Here is a 16,486-nt window from a genome sequence, read left to right as displayed (position 1 = left end):
ATCCTCTCCTAGCCTTGTTGATGTGGGTCGAATGCATCGCGCACCGCTTCGCCAGCAAAAACCAGTAAAGTCAGCATCATAGATAACACAGCAAATGCGGATAAGCCAAGCCAAGGCGCCTGCAGGTTAGCCTTGCCTTGCGCCAGCAGCTCACCCAATGATGGAGAGCCCGCAGGCAAACCAAATCCTAAAAAGTCGAGCGAGGTAAGTGTGGTTACCGAGCCAGAAAGAATGAACGGCATCATAGTTAATGAAGCCACCATCGCATTGGGTAACATATGTCGCAGCATAATGCGCTTATCGTCGACCCCCATGGCATGAGCTGCTCTCACATAATCAAAATTTCTACAGCGTAAAAACTCGGCACGCACCACGCCGACTAAGCTCATCCAACTAAAGAGCACCATAATACCAAGTAGCCACCAAAAGTTGGGCTCCACGAAGCTGGATAAGATGATAAGCAAGAACAGCGTCGGCATACCCGACCACACTTCAATAAATCGCTGCCCAAATAGGTCAACCCAGCCACCGTAGTACCCTTGCGTGGCACCAACGCCAGCGCCAATCACGCTGGAAACAATGGTTAAAATAAAACCAAACAATACCGAAATACGAAAACCGTAAATCACTCGCGCCAGTACATCACGGCCTTTGTCATCGGTACCCAACCAGTTCACATTATCTGGTGCAGATGGTACTGAGGCAACAATGTCGTAGTTGATGGTATCGTAGCTAAAGCGGATCAATGGCCAAATCAAATAACCTTTCTCTTCAATTAGCTCAATGACATACGGATCGGTATAGTCAGCTTCGGTTTCAAATTCACCGCCAAACTCGGTTTCGGCGTATTGCTCAAATATCGGGTAATACCATTGATTGTCATACTCCACCAATAGCGGTTTATCATTGGCAATAAACTCAGCAAAAAGACTGAGAATAAACAGCAACATGAAAATCCATGTAGACCAGTAACCACGTTTATTGGCTTTAAATCGCTGCCAACGCGCTTTTGTAAGGGGATTCATTGCCATTTATCGCGCCTCGAAATCGATACGAGGATCGACCCACGTATAAGTTAAGTCAGAAATAATGCTCAAAATCAGACCCAATAACGTCATAATGTACAAGGAGCTAAACACCACTGGATAGTCACGCTGAATCGTCGATTCAAAACCAAGCAGACCAATGCCCTCTAACGAGAACATCACCTCAATCAGCATTGAACCAGTAAAGAAAATGCTAATAAAAGCCCCAGGGAAGCCGGCAATAATAATCAACATGGCATTGCGGAACACGTGCTTATAGAGGATGCTGCTTTCATCCAGACCTTTCGCACGTGCTGTCACCACATATTGCTTGTTGATTTCATCTAGGAATGAGTTCTTAGTCAGCATACTAAGCGTCGCAAAACCACCAATCACCATTGCAAGGATGGGTAGCGTTAAATGCCAGAAGTAATCGACGATCTGCTGATACCAGGTTAACTGGTCAAAGTTGCTTGATACTAGGCCACGCAGCGGGAACCAACTGAAATAGTTACCACTAGCGAAAAAGATAATAAGAATGATGGCAAACAAAAAGCCGGGAATGGCGTAACCGACAATCACCACGGCACTCGACCATATATCAAACCGAGAGCCATGATGAATCGCCTTCAAGATCCCAAGAGGTATGGAGATCAAGTAGATAATGAGCGTGCTCCACAGACCAAGCGATATCGAGACGGGTAGCCGCTCTTTGATCAAATCAATCACATTACCACCGCGGAACAAGCTATCGCCAAAGTTAAACATGGCGTAATTTTTCAGCATATCAAAGTAGCGTTCGTGAAGCGGTTTATCGAAACCAAACTGAACCTTAATCGCTTCTACGACTTCAGGGTCAAGGCCACGTGAACCCTTGTAGCCTGTGGCGACATCACCCTGCCCCGCATCAAGCTCTACCTCTGTACCACCACCACTAAATCGTTCCATGATGCCAGAATCCAAGCCTTGCATCTGAGCTAAAGCTTGTTCGACAGGCTCGCCAGGGGCGATCTGAATGATGAAAAAATTAATGGTTATGATCGCCCACAGTGTTGGTATCACCAACAACAAGCGTCGGAAAATATAGGCCGCCATGCAATCCTCTTATCGACGTTTTTCAGGAAGCATTTGTGCCTTCTGCTCTGAAATCCACCAAGTATCTATACCCAAATCATAAGTAGGCAGAACATCCGGACGCTCAAACTTATCCCAAGTCGCGACACGGTACTTTTTGATGTGCCACTGAGGAATGATGTAATAATTCCATTGCAGCACTCGATCTAATGACCGTCCGAGAACCTTTAATCTTTCCGGATCGTCTTGGCTGTCTGCAATCATATCGGTGAGTGCGTCAATAACTGGGTCTTTAACGCCAGCTTGGTTATAGGTGGAGTCGATAAAATTCGAGTTCCAAACAATTTTTAGGTTTGAACTTGGGTAGCGATGTGCCGAGTAGCTAGAAGAAACCATGTCATAATCACGGTCACGCCAGCGTTTTAGGTATTGAGTGGTGTCAACCGTACGTATGCGCATATCGATACCCATAGCACGCATGTTCTTTTGAACAGGTATCGCGATACGCTCTGTGGTCGGGTTGTAGATCAGAAGCTCAAAACTCAGTGGCTCACCTGTATCAACATTGGTCATCACCTTATTTTTAAGCTCCCAACCTGCTTCTTTGAGCAGGGCAAACGCTTTGCGCATTTGTGGACGAATACGGCCAGAACCATCCGTTACAGGAGGATTATATTCGTCAGTGAATACACGCGCTGGAATTTTATCTTTAAACTTATCCAGTACTTCTAGCTCTTCCGACGAAGGTAACCCTTTCGCCTCGTAATCCGTATTTTGGAAATAGCTACGTGTTCGCGTGTACTGGTTATAGAACATGTTGCGATTCATCCACTCAAAGTCCATGGCATAACTCAACGCCTCACGGACTTTCGAATCACTAAATGCTGGTCGCTCGGTGTTGAATACAAACCCTTGAGTGCTCATAGGCTTGTGGTGTTCAATTTCTTCTTTCTTGATATAGCCACGGTCAAAATTACTGCCTGTGTAAGAGCTAGCCCAAAACTTAGCACTCGACTCTTGCCTAAAATCAAACTCACCCGCTTTGAATGCTTCTAACATTACCGTGTCATCACGGTAATAGTCATATTGGATGGTTTTAAAGTTGTTTCGGCCAACATTAACCGAGAGATCTTTCGCCCAGTAATTCTCGTCGAGCTGGTAAGTAAGGGTTTGCCCCATTTTGAAATCGACAATTTGGTAAGCACTGCTGCCTACTGGAGGCTCATTGAGGGGCTCGGAGAAGTTTCGATCTTTCCAATAGTGTTCCGGTAGAACTCGGGTGCCCTGCGCTAAACCGAACAGTTTCTCTTTGTTGGGAACCGACATATCAATTCTTACTGTAAGCTTATCAATAGCTTTAACGCTTTTGACATCCTTATAGTACGCCTTGTACTGAGGCACACCTTCCGCCATGAATTTGTTGAAAGTGAACTCTACGTCTTTGGCAGTAATCGCTACACCATCACTAAAACGTGCTTTAGGATTAATATCAATCTCTAGCCAGGAGTAATCATCGGAGTAACGGATTTTCTCCGCGATGAGTGGGTAGTAGGCATCGACCTCATCCCCGGAAGGAAGCATCAACGGATCGTATAACTCGCCAGTCGCAGCGGCAGGTTGACCACGAGATGCATAGCGGTTGAAATTATCGAAAGTGCCCATCTGCCCAAACGTAACTTTGCCGTACTTTGGTGCATCAGGGTTAACATAATCAAAGTGTTTGAAATTTTCTGTATACTTAGCGCTACCGAATCCGGTCAATGAAGTGGTCTCAACCACATTAGCTGCCATCACCGCCGATGAAAACAGCCCTACTCCCATCGCAACTACCGCGTGTTTTATTAACGTCATCCTTTCCCCCGAAATAAAGAAAGGGCGTCAATGTGCGTCCTTTCTTCGCTAGCGTATTTTTTTGCTTATTTTCTTAAGTATATATCTATAAATAGCTGTATTTGACGGGGTTTTCAAGGGTTCGAGGGGGGAGTTATTTCAATATTGGGTTAAACCTATAGGGTGATGAGGCCAAACGATGAATTAATCGCCACATTGACTACTTTGTTGGATCTTATGTGTTTCTGGACAGTACATGTGTACTCGGCCTGAATTACCTTTTTTCGATTTGTAGAGTGCCTTATCAGCTAGCTCGATAATGTTACTGTCATCAGAGCTATGCGTGGCAACACCGATCGAGCACGAGACGTTAAATCGACTTCCACTGCTGCTTTCAAACTCCAACGCATCTATCTTGCGGGACAATCGAGTTGCCAGTGTATACGCTTGATGCACGTGACTGCCTGGTAGCAACAGCACGAACTCATCACCACCATAACGGCACAGTTTATCCTCCGAACGGGTAAACTGATCGATCACTTCGACCACATCAACCAAGACTCGATCGCCAATAGAGTGACCATACTTGTCGTTAATCGGCTTAAATCGATCGACATCAATAATCAGTAAAGAGCTCGGTACACCCAATTCCCTGTAGTTAGTTCTCTCTTCTTCCAATGCAAGGTGCAAGTAGCGGCGATTAAAACAACCCGTTAGCCCATCAGTGTTTGCTTCTTCCAACAGCACCTGTCTCTCGGCCATATCTTTTGACACATCAACAGCAAAACCGATAACACCTAATACTTGATTGTTCTTTACGATAGGCGATGACACGGTAAGGTGATAAAGCTCACTATCATCAATTGAAAAAGGAATCTTTTGCTGACTAGGCTTACGATTCTCGACGACTTGCTTATCATTGAGACGCATCATTTTTGCGGTGCGAAAACTAAATAAATGCCAATCAGTTTTGCCCTTAATACCCTCAAGGGTTACGCCAAAGGTATCGAGCACTTTTTTATTCACGTACTGATAATGACCATCCACATCTTTAATAAAGATGTAGGCATCGACTGCATCGAATACCTCAGATAGACCAAGTAGTTCTTCGCTGGATTCATGTTGAGTCGATAAAATCAGATCAAGCATACAATAACGCTTTTAGTGCACCACGTTGAATATAATAGCCTTAGAGTTTATACCCAACTTTCCGAGTTTGCAGAAGAAGGTGGCTATTTTGTCGCCACAAATCCTAATTTTGATAGCTGGAACACATTTTGAACAAAGGTCACACAGTCATCCTGCAAAAACTTCCCTAACAGATTGACAGAGCGAGAACTTAACTTGGAAAAGCACCATTATAGGGGATGAAAACAGGGGGATTAACCGCAGATACAAAGAGAAATAGCCCTGTTCCACAGGCTTGATAAATAGCCGATAGCCGCTAGTCTTAGTACGATAGTTGTGATTTAAATCACATTAATTGAGTCATTGAATCTTTAACTTCAGGATTGCGTTATGAGAGCACTACTTATTGCAGCCCTAGCATTGGGCTTTTCCCTTTCAGCGAATGCCGCACAATTAGAGCCTGCCGGAGTGGCAACTGGACAAGGCGGAGCGAATGTCTGCCTCTATAAAGCGGCGGGCACTGAAACGGTTGTTTATGCCCTATATAGCAACACGCCTTGCCCTACCCTAACAAGCAAGTAAGGTAATGACAGAGTAGTAAATAAACTACTCTGTCACTTACGTCTAATACTTCTTCATTGCCTCAACAAAAGCCTTCTCCGCACTTTGCGAACCCAGCGCTTCTGCTTCTTTTGATAGCCTTAATGCTTTCTCAAATTGTCCTTTCTCGACGGCACGCTCAATAGCGGCATTAAAGGCTTGTTCTTTTTCCCCAGTAAGTACGCCCTCTGGTTCTGCCTCAACATACTTCTCCGCAACTTGTTGGCGCTCTTGCTGCTGAGCTTCTGTTTCGAGACGTGGCCCTGTCGGTTGATAATCTAGCTCGAGAGTCACAAGTCCGACGGCGGCGTGAGGTATCTCGTTGGTGGAATAAAACGGATCACTGGCCGACACTTGTCCTGATTGCAGAGCAAACTCACTTGGTGGCATTGGCTCTGAGCTCGTCGCCATGGCCTTATCTGTGGTGACGACGACCAAATAGCTTGGCGCTCTCCCATCAGGATAGCGGTTTGGAACCGAATACTCACCAATAAAACCCGATTTGTACAATAGCGAACTTTCGCGATGCTGAATGACGTTGTCGTCAATTACATCAACAACTTGATGGTCGCTATCGAGGATGAGAACGGTGGGCACCAACACTTGTTTGTCGATCACTGAGTACACGGTAAGATCGATGTTGCCAAGCGCGTTGGGCAGTTTTATTCCTTGAGCAAAACTGCGCCCGGTCTTTAGTGCTACTTTTGCAGACTGAGGGGTAAGCAAAACATCCAACGAACCAGGCTCTGTGACATTTTGATAATTGAGGCTTGCCATTGATTGGCAACACCCTTGAGACGAGGCAAGTTGCTCATACCCGAGCACATCATCACCACTTGGTACGATTTGATCTTGTTTCGCACAACCAAAGGTGGTCGCGAGTACTATCGCGAGAATGGTTTGTCGTAACATGGCAACACTCCTTACTGCTTATGGCTACGTCATGGTATGAACTATTTTAACCAAAAAGTAACCGCTTTCACGACATATTGTCGGAAAGTTAGAGTTCAAACAAAAAGCCACTCTATAATTAGAGTGGCAACATAAAACTAGCTTTGATAAAGCGAGAACCAAAACCCTTTATCTTTAGCATAAACACAATACAAATCATGAATATTGTGAAAAATACGGATATGCTCTCTCCCCGTGATACACATATCCGTCCCCTCTATAGACAGTGGTTTACATTACCACCACATATCCGCTTGGATACCTACTAGCAGGTCTGCCTTATCGCGGCTTGAACCATCAAGGTACGTCGCTAGGAAGCGGATTTCTGGAGCAGGACCAAAGCCTGTACCTACTGTCACTGTTGGTGCGATAGTCAGTTTGTAGTCATATGCACTGCCACCAACATCATTTGCGTCAGACCAATCACCGTATTGATAGCCCGCTTCTGTTGCAATTGACCAGTTCTTAGAAATTGGGAATGTTGGACGTACCATCGCCGATGCCCAAGAATCTTTACCACGTTTCTCTAGGTCGTTATATTGACCTTGAATTGAGTGGAAAATACTCACGCCGTTTTCAAAGAAGTAACCACCCCAAATTAACGCACGTGTTGATACGTCACCCGAGTCGATTTTCTTCATATTAGCAGGACCAGCTGCACCGCCGTAGCCTGGTTTCCATGCATTATATGTTGTGATTGTACCGCCCAACAACTGACCAGAGCCTAAGCCTTTACCTGCTTGTGCAATATATTTAGTGAAGCCCTTTTCAGACAAACCAAATACAGTATCAGAATGGTAGATACCGGTAATTTCCATACCTGTGTCAGCATATTCTACGTCATCAACGAAGTTATCCGGGAGGTATTTACCCATAGCGTGAACTTCGAAAGAACCAAAATTAACACCAACATGAGCTGAGTGCATTGGGTTGTTATCATCGAGTCCCCAATAACCACCTTCCGCATTGTCACTTGCGATATAAGCGAAATCCCATTTGTTACCACCAAGTTCAATGCCTTCTACGCCTACACCAGTACCAGACATATCGGTATAGAAGAAATCTGTCATAAAGATGTAATTATCTTTACCATAGAAACGCTTACCACCCCACATTGTGCCCGTTTCTGTTACACCATCAAATTCAACGAATGTTTCAACCAAACCAATGCTACCGTTAGCTGCATCCGCGTTGGTACCTAATTGGTTTTTACCCTCAGACTGCGCGTTGTCTGCACCAGCACGAGTCTTAATACGAATAGCTTGACCGTCTGCAGTATCAAAGTTCTTTTGTAGAGCAAGCTCAAAGTGGTTATCTGATTCGATACCGAGACGACCTAACTTCTCTTTTGTAGCAGGGAATTTTGAACGTTTAAAATCATCGTTCTTACTATACAATGCACCTGCACGGAAATAACCATGGAATTCGAAACCTTGTGTATTTTCAGCGGCGATCACGTTTGAACTAGCAGCACTTAGACCAGCCATTAGGCAAGCAAGCGAAATTTGTGATAATTTCATTATCAGCTCCTGATTTATTATAAATTGTTTTCCGTTTTTAAATACCAAGAAAATAAATTAGCAACCACTGCTTTTATTTAATTAGCACTGACATTTAGAAAAAGAATGAAATCAGACCCCCACCTGAATTCACACTATTTCTAGTTTTCACCTCTCCCTTAGATAAAGGAAGAGAATAATTCATTGTTGCTCTTTCTATTACTAATCAAATTTTTGGCCGCAAGAGTCCCCCAGCATTTAGCCGAAATAATCATTTTTTTGCGTCACCTCAATGTAAGCGCTTACTTTAGTAAGCTAACACTTTTACGTTTGATCAGTTCTATCTTACACAACACTCAGCCTATCACTTGATATGGCGGCACTTTCACGTGCCTTCGTCTGAAAGCCACCCTTACTACATAGAAAGCGCTTTCATAATTTGTGAGATTTTTGAGGAATAGTGACGATTGAAGCGCTTGTTCCTCATTGCTTGATAACCATATTAATAGCAGGCAAACACTATGTACACAGCATCCATTTCAATGAATGAACAAAACATGAGGCTCATCACCAGAAAGAAAGCGCTTTCTTTTGCTAATGTGGCGTCTATCACTAAACGTGAGAAAGCAATTCGATATGATGCTTTCAAGCCTACAAATCGCAAGCCAGATCACAGAATGCCGTCGTGGATTATGCGTTCCACGCTCGGATTACCAATGACCTGTCTATTTGTAGTATAGTTAAAAGGTGTTATTGAATAAATTTCCAATAATTTCAATAAGATTGAATGATAGGATCGAAAATTGATTACGATAAAAGAAGTCGCAGAACTTGCCCAAGTATCCCAAGCGACGGTGTCGAGGACACTCAATGGCCACTCTTCTGTAAAAGAAGCCAACAAGCAAAAAGTGTTTGCTGCGATGGAAGAACTGGGCTATCAGCCTAATACCTTCGCGCAAGCGCTTGCATCAAATCGCTCATGCAGTATTGGTATGCTCGTGGGTACTTTAGACGGTCCTTTCTATGGTCCAATGATGCATGAAGTTGAGAAAGTGGTACGTTCAGAGAATTATCATCTGATCATCACTAGTGGTCATGAAGAGTACGATGAAGAACATGAGTCAATCCGCTTTCTGCGTTCAAAGAAAGTTGACGGTTTGGTACTCACTGTCGATACCCTTTCCGATAGTGAGCTACTTGAGATTTCTCGTCAAAATGAAGCGACGGTACTGATTAACCGCTACATTCCAGAAATGGCAGATCGCTGTATTTGGTTAGATAACGAAAAAGGCGGCTTTCTCGCCACTGAATATCTAATTAAAAAAGGTCACACTCAAATCGGTTGTATCAGCGGTCAGTTAAGCAAAGTGGACAGTCGCGATCGTCTGCAAGGCTATCGCAATGCGCTAAGTCACTATGGTGTTGCTTATAATCCGAATGCTGTCGTTGAAGGTCGATTTGATAATCAATGCAATCACGATGCGATTCGTCGTCTTTTGGATCGCGATATTCCACTGACCGCCATTTTCTGTATGAACGATAACATCGCAATGACGGCTTACACGCTTTGCTTAGAACGCGGCATCAAAGTGGGTGAAGACATTTCAATTATTGGTTTCGATAACGTACCTTTTGGTCAACATATGACACCAGGTCTCACCACAGTTGATTTCCCTATTCAAAAAATGGCCACCGCCGCCGCCAAGAAAGTCATGGCCATTGTTAAAGGTAAGAGTACCGCATCGCAGCCTATCGAACCCATTGAGCCAAGTATTATTAGCCGTGGTTCAGTTAAGACATTGAGTAGCTAATACACTTAGTCATTAATACATAGCACCATTAGCTCAATTCTTAACACGTTTTTCTCCCATTCATTCATAAAAAAAGGCAGGACAATTCATTGTCCTGCCTTTTTATTTACGTTTTGTTTCTAGATAACCAGTTTTTCCGCTGGAATCGTCACGTATACCGCTTTCACCTGACCACTACGATCGAAAATGTGTTTGCTCAAATTCTCAGGAATCATATTCGACACTTTTTCAATCTTAGGACCATTAACTAACTCTACCGTAAGAGAAACTTCATTTTGCTCTTCACTCAATGTGTACACAAATGGTACCTGACACAATGTGAATGCAAGACTACCTACTTCTACATCAATTTGATGCTCCTGACCATTAAGGTCGAAGTAGTCAAACGCAACTGGCTCAGTTAAGAACTCAGACTTATCGAGTAGGTTCGGAGTAATTTGAATCTCACCATCAGTGATTGCAACCCCTAGCTCACCGAAGCGAGTGATCACTTCCTCTTTCACTTGACCGGTCATACCTGGTTGCTGTGCACCGGCTTGTTTTGGTGTGTGTGAGTATGGGTCAGTTGGGAACGCACCATACACTAGAGGCGTTTTGTTGAAACCGATACCTTCACGGACTCGGTAGTAAAACTCAGCCAATTGCTTAGTTTTCTCTGTATTGCCCAGCTCTACCCACGCTTGCTGATAGTTCTCTTGAACCGCTAGCAATAGCTTTGAAACCATGTGCCAGTAAATACAGCCTAAGCCCTCATAGCCAAACATGGTGCCAGAGCGCCCCGTAAACGCTTTGTGATTAAAGGTCTGTTCGTAGATATCAGCGACTTTTTCCCAGTCCTGACGACCAAAACGTGGATAGTCTGCAGCAACTTGTGCGATGCGTGCTTCCAGTACACCTGCATTTTCGAAATCAGCATTGAAGTGAACACGGTTTTCAATATCTTGATTCACAATACGCTTGTCATCGTTCTCTAGCATCGCTTGCAGCAGCGGGCTATTATCCACGAGGTTCTTAGTAATGTGGTTCTTCTTCAAGAAAGCCGTTAAGTCACGGTCTGGATAGAGCATAAAGCTCAGTTGATCTTCACGGAACATCTCGCTATCGAAAAGCTTGGTTAGCAAATCAACCGCTTGTGTCGCATCTAAGATGCCCGCACTTAGAATAGCAACTTGACCTTCAAGCATCGGGTACAAGTACTCAACATTGGCACCATCACCTTGTAGATCAAGAATGTTGTAAGCGTTATACAGGCCGTCTTCACGCTTGTTGCTATGAATCGTATGGTCAAGTAGCGTCTTGGACACGCGAAGTAGCTCTTCCACTTCCGTCATCTCAACCGTCGACTTTCCTGAGAAACCGTTGGCGTAAATGCCCACACGGTATTCTTCTGCTACTTTTGCAAGCTTAGTCAGTAACGCTTTACGTGACTGAGGTGTAATTTTCTCAACACGCAATGATGCTGCCGCTTCTGATAGCACTTCACTGGTTTTAGCCAGCCACGTTGCCACTTCGCTTGATAGCGCAACGTTAATTGGCGCGCGACAAATAAGCTTTTGCATGAATGTTACGTATCGGCGCATGTAGTACAGCGTCACCATAGACAAACCGTTACCAACAATCGCGTTGTTCGCATCATTCCACTCTGGACGTTGCGTATTGAGCCAAATACCGCCATCGATCACGAAGTTACTAAGCTTAGAAAGTAGTGGCACCAACAATTTCTCTAGCAGGTTAACTTGGTAGACCTCACCATTGCCACTCATCACTAAGCGACCATCACTGCCCATGGTTTCCGTTAGTTCTTCAGTTGTCGCTTGCTTTTGCTCGTTGAACGTGACGGTATCTTTCGGGTTAGCAAACAACTGCTCTACACCAGAAATTTCATAAGGTACGTTAGCGTAACTGTATGTCTCTTCACTTAACCATTCGATAAGGTCATTGCTTTGATACTTATCCGCCAATTCAAGGAACTTAAGTAGGTAGATGATCTGGTGATCACCCCAGTAACCAATGTTGCTCCATGGATCATCTAAATCTAGAAGTTCCCAGTCGACACCCTCTTTAGTAATACGGTAAGGGTTGTAACCATCAATAGTCGATGCGTTGACAAACTTCGCTACAAAGGAACCAATGAAGTTTGGATAGCTGAGCGCCATTGCTTCCCAGTTTTGGAAAATATCACGCCAGTTACCTTGGTACGCGAGCAAACGCTGACCTTCTTCATCACGCACTTTGATTTCAAAATGGTTCCATGGGCGGCTTGGATCACCGTGGCGACGACCGAATGTAAGTGGTAAATACTCGTAAGCCATACGCAGTAATTGCTGGTCACCGGTATCTTTCGCCATAGACACCAATTGTGGATGCGATAGGTTTTCTGGCAGCGTGCGCAGCAATGCAGAGTGCTTCTCTACAACCTTCTTGTTGATACGAGTGAACGTTGCCAGCACATCGCTGCTATCAAGCTTATAACCATCCACAAAAACGCCGCCACGCATGTTGTTAAACAACACATTAGCGTAGTGGTGAACCGCGGTTTCTTCCGATGACGTCAACTGCCATGCATCCGCTCCAGCCATAAGTAACTTGAGCTCATCACGATTCGCTTTCACATCTTTGGCGACAGTCGCATAGATTTCATCGTCTAGGACAAGCTGGTTTTTCAGAACAGCAACGTCAGCGTGTGACTTATCGATATCCGCGATGATAGTCCAAGATTCACAGTCACCAGCAGAAAGCGTCAGGGACTGAGTGATAAGGAAAGCACCACGCTCGCCGCGAGTCAGTGATTCCGCGTTTAGCGGTAATCCTTTACGGAAATTCGCTACATCTTTGGCGTTCAGCGTCACTTGCTGAGCGTTAGGCGCGATGCCGAAAACCGTTGTTGCACGCAGTGATTCTGCTGGCTCAGCACGGTCGCTAAGCTTGGCGTACATGCTGTACGTTGCCATTGGCAAATCTTCAATGCGCTCATTCCATTTGTACGCGTCTACCAGTGCACTGCGCGTTTGCAGAGCTTGAAGCGGTGCACCTGAAGGTAGCAAGTTTTGAATACCATCAATGATGTCAAACTCAACCGCGTTCTCACCCAAGTTAGTAACATGAGTTTCACGAACGAAGCCAAACTTGTCTGATGTAGACCAGCTATATTGATAGCCCAGACCTAGTGTATGGTTTAACTCTTCAAAGATGACCTTATCGCCAACTGCGTTTTTATACAGATTACGCTGCACATCATACAGACCATCATGGTGCGGATTGAACGGTTCCCAAAGTGCTGGTTTGCCCTCGCCTTTTTTAACGCGTAGCACCGCTTTTGAGCCAGTGTTGTCAGCATTCTCATGAATATGATCAACTGAACGATATGGGAATAACGCGTTCTCAGGGCGAATGCGACCTGCAGATAAGCTTCCTGTTGAGGAAATAAATAGCCAATGGTTGCTGGCAGAGACGACACTGATAAAAAACGGTGCCATCTGATCGACGTTAGAAATCTGGTAAAAACGTTCGTCGTTGATAGTAATAAATTTTCCGTGTACTTCAAACGCTTGATTAGCTTGTAATTGTTCCGTCATATTGGTCACTTCTGATTTTGTAAGCGCTTTCTTCTAAGCGCAAAATTTTTGGGATTCTTCAAATTACATGTTGTGGCAACGAACAAAGTGCTGCTCAGAGATCTGTGTCGTCTCAGGCATCTCTTTAGTGCATATATCGGTCGCGTTCGGGCAACGTGTCGCAAATGGACAGCCTACGCTCGATGGTTTCCAAAGCGGGATTTCACCTTTCTTCACAGCGAGGTCACGACGACCAGCCTTACCTACCTCAGGTACTGCAGACAGTAGCAGCTTCGAATAGGGGTGCTGAGGATTCTGAGTCACACTATCACTCTCGCCCCACTCCACCATATGGCCGACATACATCACCGCTGTTTTTTCAGCAAAGTAACGTGCTGTCGCGATATCGTGAGTGATATACATGAACGAGATACCATGCTTGTCTTTTAGATCCGCCATCAGGTTCAAGATACCAAGACGTACGGATACATCGAGCATTGAAATCGGCTCATCAGCTAAGATCACCTCAGGATCAACGGCAATCGCACGTGCAATCGCAACACGTTGTCTTTGGCCACCACTTAGCTCGTGAGGGAACTTCTCTGCGGTTTCTTTTACTGGAGTTAGACCCACCAGCTCAAGCAAGTCATACACCAATTGTGGGATAGCTTTCTTGTCTGCACGGTTGTGAATCATCAACGGACGTGCAATGTGGTGATAAATCGTGTGCACTGGGTTGAGTGAGCCAAACGGGTCTTGGAAAATCATCTGTACCTGACGTGCATATTCCAACTGGCCGTTGTTCTCAATGTATTCATTCAGTGGCACACCTTTAAAGTGGACATCACCTGCGGTCTTGTCATAGATTTGAGTCAAGATACGTGCACCAGTACTTTTACCAGAGCCTGATTCACCTACAATCGCCAGCGCTTCACCTTTACGAAGTTCAAACGACACATCGTTTACCGCTCGCATTAGGTTTGATTTAGCCGATTGGCCTAGAGGGAAATCTTTAACCAAGTTTTTTACCGATAGGATGACTTCGTTACTTTGCATCATTACTTCCTTAAACCAAATGACAAGAGACTTGACGGCCGTTCGCTAGCAGTGAAAGCGCAGGTTCTACCTTCTGACACTTCTCAAAACACTCACCACAGCGAGCTTGGAAATTACAACCTGTTGGGATATCAAGCAGGTTCACTGGGTTGCCTGGAATACCAAACAGCCTTTCTTTAGGACCATGGATGGTCGGGAAAGACGCAACCAAACCTTTAGTGTATGGGTGCTCTGGAGCACCAAATACTTGCTGAGCTTCACCCATTTCAATCAAGTTGCCTGCGTACATAACACCAATACGGTCGGCAATCTCACCCATAAGGCTCAAATCGTGACTGATGAACAAGATCGAGAAGCCAAATTTGGTTTTTAGATCGTACAGTTCGTTAAGGATTTCACGCTCAACGACCACGTCTAGCGCTGTTGTTGGTTCATCCATGATGATGAGCTTTGGCTCAAGAGCTAGCGCTACCGCAATGACCACACGCTGACGCATGCCACCACTTAACTGGTGCGGGAAACTCCCCATACGATCACCGTGAATACCAACGATAGACAGCAGTTCCACCGCCTTTTCGTGAGCTTGCTTATACGGAATTTTCTTATGTGCCAAGATAACATCAGTCAGCTGCTCACCAATGGTAATCACCGGGTTTAGTGAGTTCATTGCACTTTGGAATACCACTGATACGTCGTTCCAACGGAACTGGCGCAGCTTACGGTCGTTCATTTTTAGTACATCTGTACCCTTGTACAGGATCTCACCTTCTGAGATAAGCGCTGGTGCTTTGTGTAAACGAGAGATAGCAAACGCTAGCGTACTCTTGCCACAACCTGATTCGCCCGCAATACCTAGCGTTTCACCTTCATTGATGGTCAAACTCACATTGTTTACCGCGCGAGCGACGCCATTCGGCGATACGTAATCGACACAAAGGTTATTGATTTCAAGTAAAGCGCTCATCGTAGGCCTCTCTTTTTATCTGCTTCTTTTTTCAGTTTGTGCCACAGTTTGATGTGTGGGCCAGTACGAAGTTTCGGGTTACTCACTTGGTCAATCGACATGTTAATCAGTGCCAGTGCGCCACCAGTAATTGCCAGTGCCATTGCTGGAACCATCATTTCCCACCATGCGCCGGTGTAGAGTGAAGACGAAGTTTGTGCCCAGTAAAGCATTGAGCCCCAGCTCACTTCCGTTGCATCACCTAGACCAAGAATACCAAGACCGGCTTCTGCACCCATTGCGTAGATAACGGTACCAAGGAAGCCACCAAATACGATTGAGATAAGGTTTGGCAGAATCTCTACCAGAATAATGCGAATTTTTGATTCACCCATTACTTCAGCAGAAATAATGAACTCTTTGTTACGAATTGCCATTGTTTGAGAACGTATCACCCTCGCGCCCCACGGCCAGGAGGTGATACCGAGCAACACGGTAATAACGAGGGACCCCACCTGCCCTAAGAATGCTGCGAGTACAATCAATAACGGTAACTGTGGGAACACCAAAAATACGTTAGTTAAGAAGTTTAAGCGTTCATCAATCTTGCCACCAAAATAGCCAGACGATACACCCACCAGCACAGCAATACTCATCGCAATCACACCGGCAGTCAGTGCCACTGTTAGTGATTTGCGTGCTCCGTAAAGCACCTGGCTGTAGACATCACGACCACTACGAGTAGAACCAAGCACATGCTCTGCGTTTGGTGCCACATGAGGGCGAGCAACGCGGCGCTCTGGATCATGTGTTGCAAATGCGGGAGCAAAAACAGCACCAGCTAAAACGATAGTCAGAAGAAAACCACCAATAATCGCTGGCGGGTTGCCATAGAAAAAGGCGTACACCTTACCCAGTTTTGATTTGATATTTTTCCACGAGAAAGCAGATTCTCTCACCGCTAATTTGCTCTCGCGGTCATATTTATGAGCGTCAATTAACTTTTCCATAATAC

Annotated in this window: 12 protein-coding genes; 2 read left to right on the top strand and 10 right to left on the bottom strand. The window is 45.0% G+C overall.

Going from position 1 to position 16,486, the window contains the following annotated elements; genetic code table 11:
• Window positions 1-8: 8 nt before the first annotated feature.
• The 4 genes from PG915_RS21780 to PG915_RS21765 form a co-directional block, all read right to left on the bottom strand.
• Entirely contained in the window at window positions 9-1,031 is a 1,023-nt protein-coding gene (locus PG915_RS21780) for an ABC transporter permease (protein WP_353499082.1), read from the bottom strand.
• Entirely contained in the window at window positions 1,032-2,120 is a 1,089-nt protein-coding gene (locus tag PG915_RS21775) for a microcin C ABC transporter permease YejB (RefSeq protein ID WP_353499081.1), read from the bottom strand.
• Window positions 2,121-2,129: 9 nt separating this feature from the next.
• Window positions 2,130-3,950, bottom strand: coding sequence for an extracellular solute-binding protein (locus PG915_RS21770; protein ID WP_353499080.1), 1,821 nt, complete (start codon window positions 3,948-3,950; stop codon window positions 2,130-2,132).
• Window positions 3,951-4,133: 183 nt separating this feature from the next.
• Window positions 4,134-5,078, bottom strand: a complete 945-nt coding sequence (locus PG915_RS21765; RefSeq protein ID WP_353499079.1) for a sensor domain-containing diguanylate cyclase — start codon at window positions 5,076-5,078, stop codon at window positions 4,134-4,136.
• 369 nt (window positions 5,079-5,447) lie between these two features.
• Between PG915_RS21765 and PG915_RS21760 the strand changes: the two genes are divergently transcribed.
• Window positions 5,448-5,639 carry a hypothetical protein gene (locus tag PG915_RS21760; RefSeq protein ID WP_353499078.1) on the top strand — a complete coding sequence of 64 codons (192 nt, stop codon included), beginning with the start codon at window positions 5,448-5,450 and terminating at the stop codon, window positions 5,637-5,639.
• Between the two features lie 42 nt (window positions 5,640-5,681).
• Here PG915_RS21760 and PG915_RS21755 read toward each other — a convergent pair whose 3' ends face one another.
• Window positions 5,682-6,569, bottom strand: a complete 888-nt coding sequence (locus PG915_RS21755; protein ID WP_353499077.1) for a MalM family protein — start codon at window positions 6,567-6,569, stop codon at window positions 5,682-5,684.
• 275 nt (window positions 6,570-6,844) lie between these two features.
• A complete protein-coding gene (locus PG915_RS21750) occupies window positions 6,845-8,128 on the bottom strand; it encodes a carbohydrate porin (protein WP_353499076.1) in 1,284 nt (427 codons plus the stop codon).
• A 782-nt stretch (window positions 8,129-8,910) separates the two neighbouring features.
• On the opposite strand from PG915_RS21750, the gene PG915_RS21745 reads away from it, so the two are divergent.
• A complete protein-coding gene (locus tag PG915_RS21745) occupies window positions 8,911-9,918 on the top strand; it encodes a LacI family DNA-binding transcriptional regulator (protein ID WP_042497374.1) in 1,008 nt (335 codons plus the stop codon).
• A gap of 119 nt (window positions 9,919-10,037) precedes the next feature.
• Here the strand turns inward: PG915_RS21745 and PG915_RS21740 are convergent, their stop codons facing one another.
• From PG915_RS21740 to PG915_RS21725, 4 genes are all read right to left on the bottom strand, one after another.
• A complete protein-coding gene (locus tag PG915_RS21740) occupies window positions 10,038-13,493 on the bottom strand; it encodes a hypothetical protein (protein WP_353499075.1) in 3,456 nt (1,151 codons plus the stop codon).
• Between the two features lie 63 nt (window positions 13,494-13,556).
• A complete protein-coding gene (locus PG915_RS21735) occupies window positions 13,557-14,531 on the bottom strand; it encodes an ABC transporter ATP-binding protein (RefSeq protein ID WP_418642434.1) in 975 nt (324 codons plus the stop codon).
• A 7-nt stretch (window positions 14,532-14,538) separates the two neighbouring features.
• A complete protein-coding gene (locus tag PG915_RS21730) occupies window positions 14,539-15,492 on the bottom strand; it encodes an ABC transporter ATP-binding protein (protein ID WP_353499074.1) in 954 nt (317 codons plus the stop codon).
• On the bottom strand, window positions 15,489-16,481 hold the full coding sequence (locus PG915_RS21725) for an ABC transporter permease (RefSeq protein WP_042497363.1): 993 nt from the start codon (window positions 16,479-16,481) through the stop codon (window positions 15,489-15,491). Before PG915_RS21725 ends, PG915_RS21730 begins: the two co-directional genes overlap by 4 nt.
• Window positions 16,482-16,486: the final 5 nt, after the last annotated feature.

This window comes from Vibrio sp. CB1-14 (assembly GCF_040412085.2).
GTDB classification, from domain to species: Bacteria; Pseudomonadota; Gammaproteobacteria; order Enterobacterales; family Vibrionaceae; genus Vibrio; species Vibrio chaetopteri.
This window is presented reverse-complemented; position numbering and strand designations above follow the sequence as displayed.

Coding starts and splice junctions, on each gene's coding strand:
- PG915_RS21760 (WP_353499078.1), top strand. CDS start 5,448: ATGAGAGCACTACTTATTGCAGCCCTAGCATTGGGCTTTTCCCTTTCA.
- PG915_RS21730 (WP_353499074.1), bottom strand. CDS start 15,492: ATGAGCGCTTTACTTGAAATCAATAACCTTTGTGTCGATTACGTATCG.
- PG915_RS21780 (WP_353499082.1), bottom strand. CDS start 1,031: ATGGCAATGAATCCCCTTACAAAAGCGCGTTGGCAGCGATTTAAAGCC.
- PG915_RS21765 (WP_353499079.1), bottom strand. CDS start 5,078: ATGCTTGATCTGATTTTATCGACTCAACATGAATCCAGCGAAGAACTA.
- PG915_RS21735 (WP_418642434.1), bottom strand. CDS start 14,531: ATGATGCAAAGTAACGAAGTCATCCTATCGGTAAAAAACTTGGTTAAA.
- PG915_RS21775 (WP_353499081.1), bottom strand. CDS start 2,120: ATGGCGGCCTATATTTTCCGACGCTTGTTGTTGGTGATACCAACACTG.
- PG915_RS21750 (WP_353499076.1), bottom strand. CDS start 8,128: ATGAAATTATCACAAATTTCGCTTGCTTGCCTAATGGCTGGTCTAAGT.
- PG915_RS21725 (WP_042497363.1), bottom strand. CDS start 16,481: ATGGAAAAGTTAATTGACGCTCATAAATATGACCGCGAGAGCAAATTA.
- PG915_RS21770 (WP_353499080.1), bottom strand. CDS start 3,950: ATGACGTTAATAAAACACGCGGTAGTTGCGATGGGAGTAGGGCTGTTT.
- PG915_RS21740 (WP_353499075.1), bottom strand. CDS start 13,493: ATGACGGAACAATTACAAGCTAATCAAGCGTTTGAAGTACACGGAAAA.
- PG915_RS21755 (WP_353499077.1), bottom strand. CDS start 6,569: ATGTTACGACAAACCATTCTCGCGATAGTACTCGCGACCACCTTTGGT.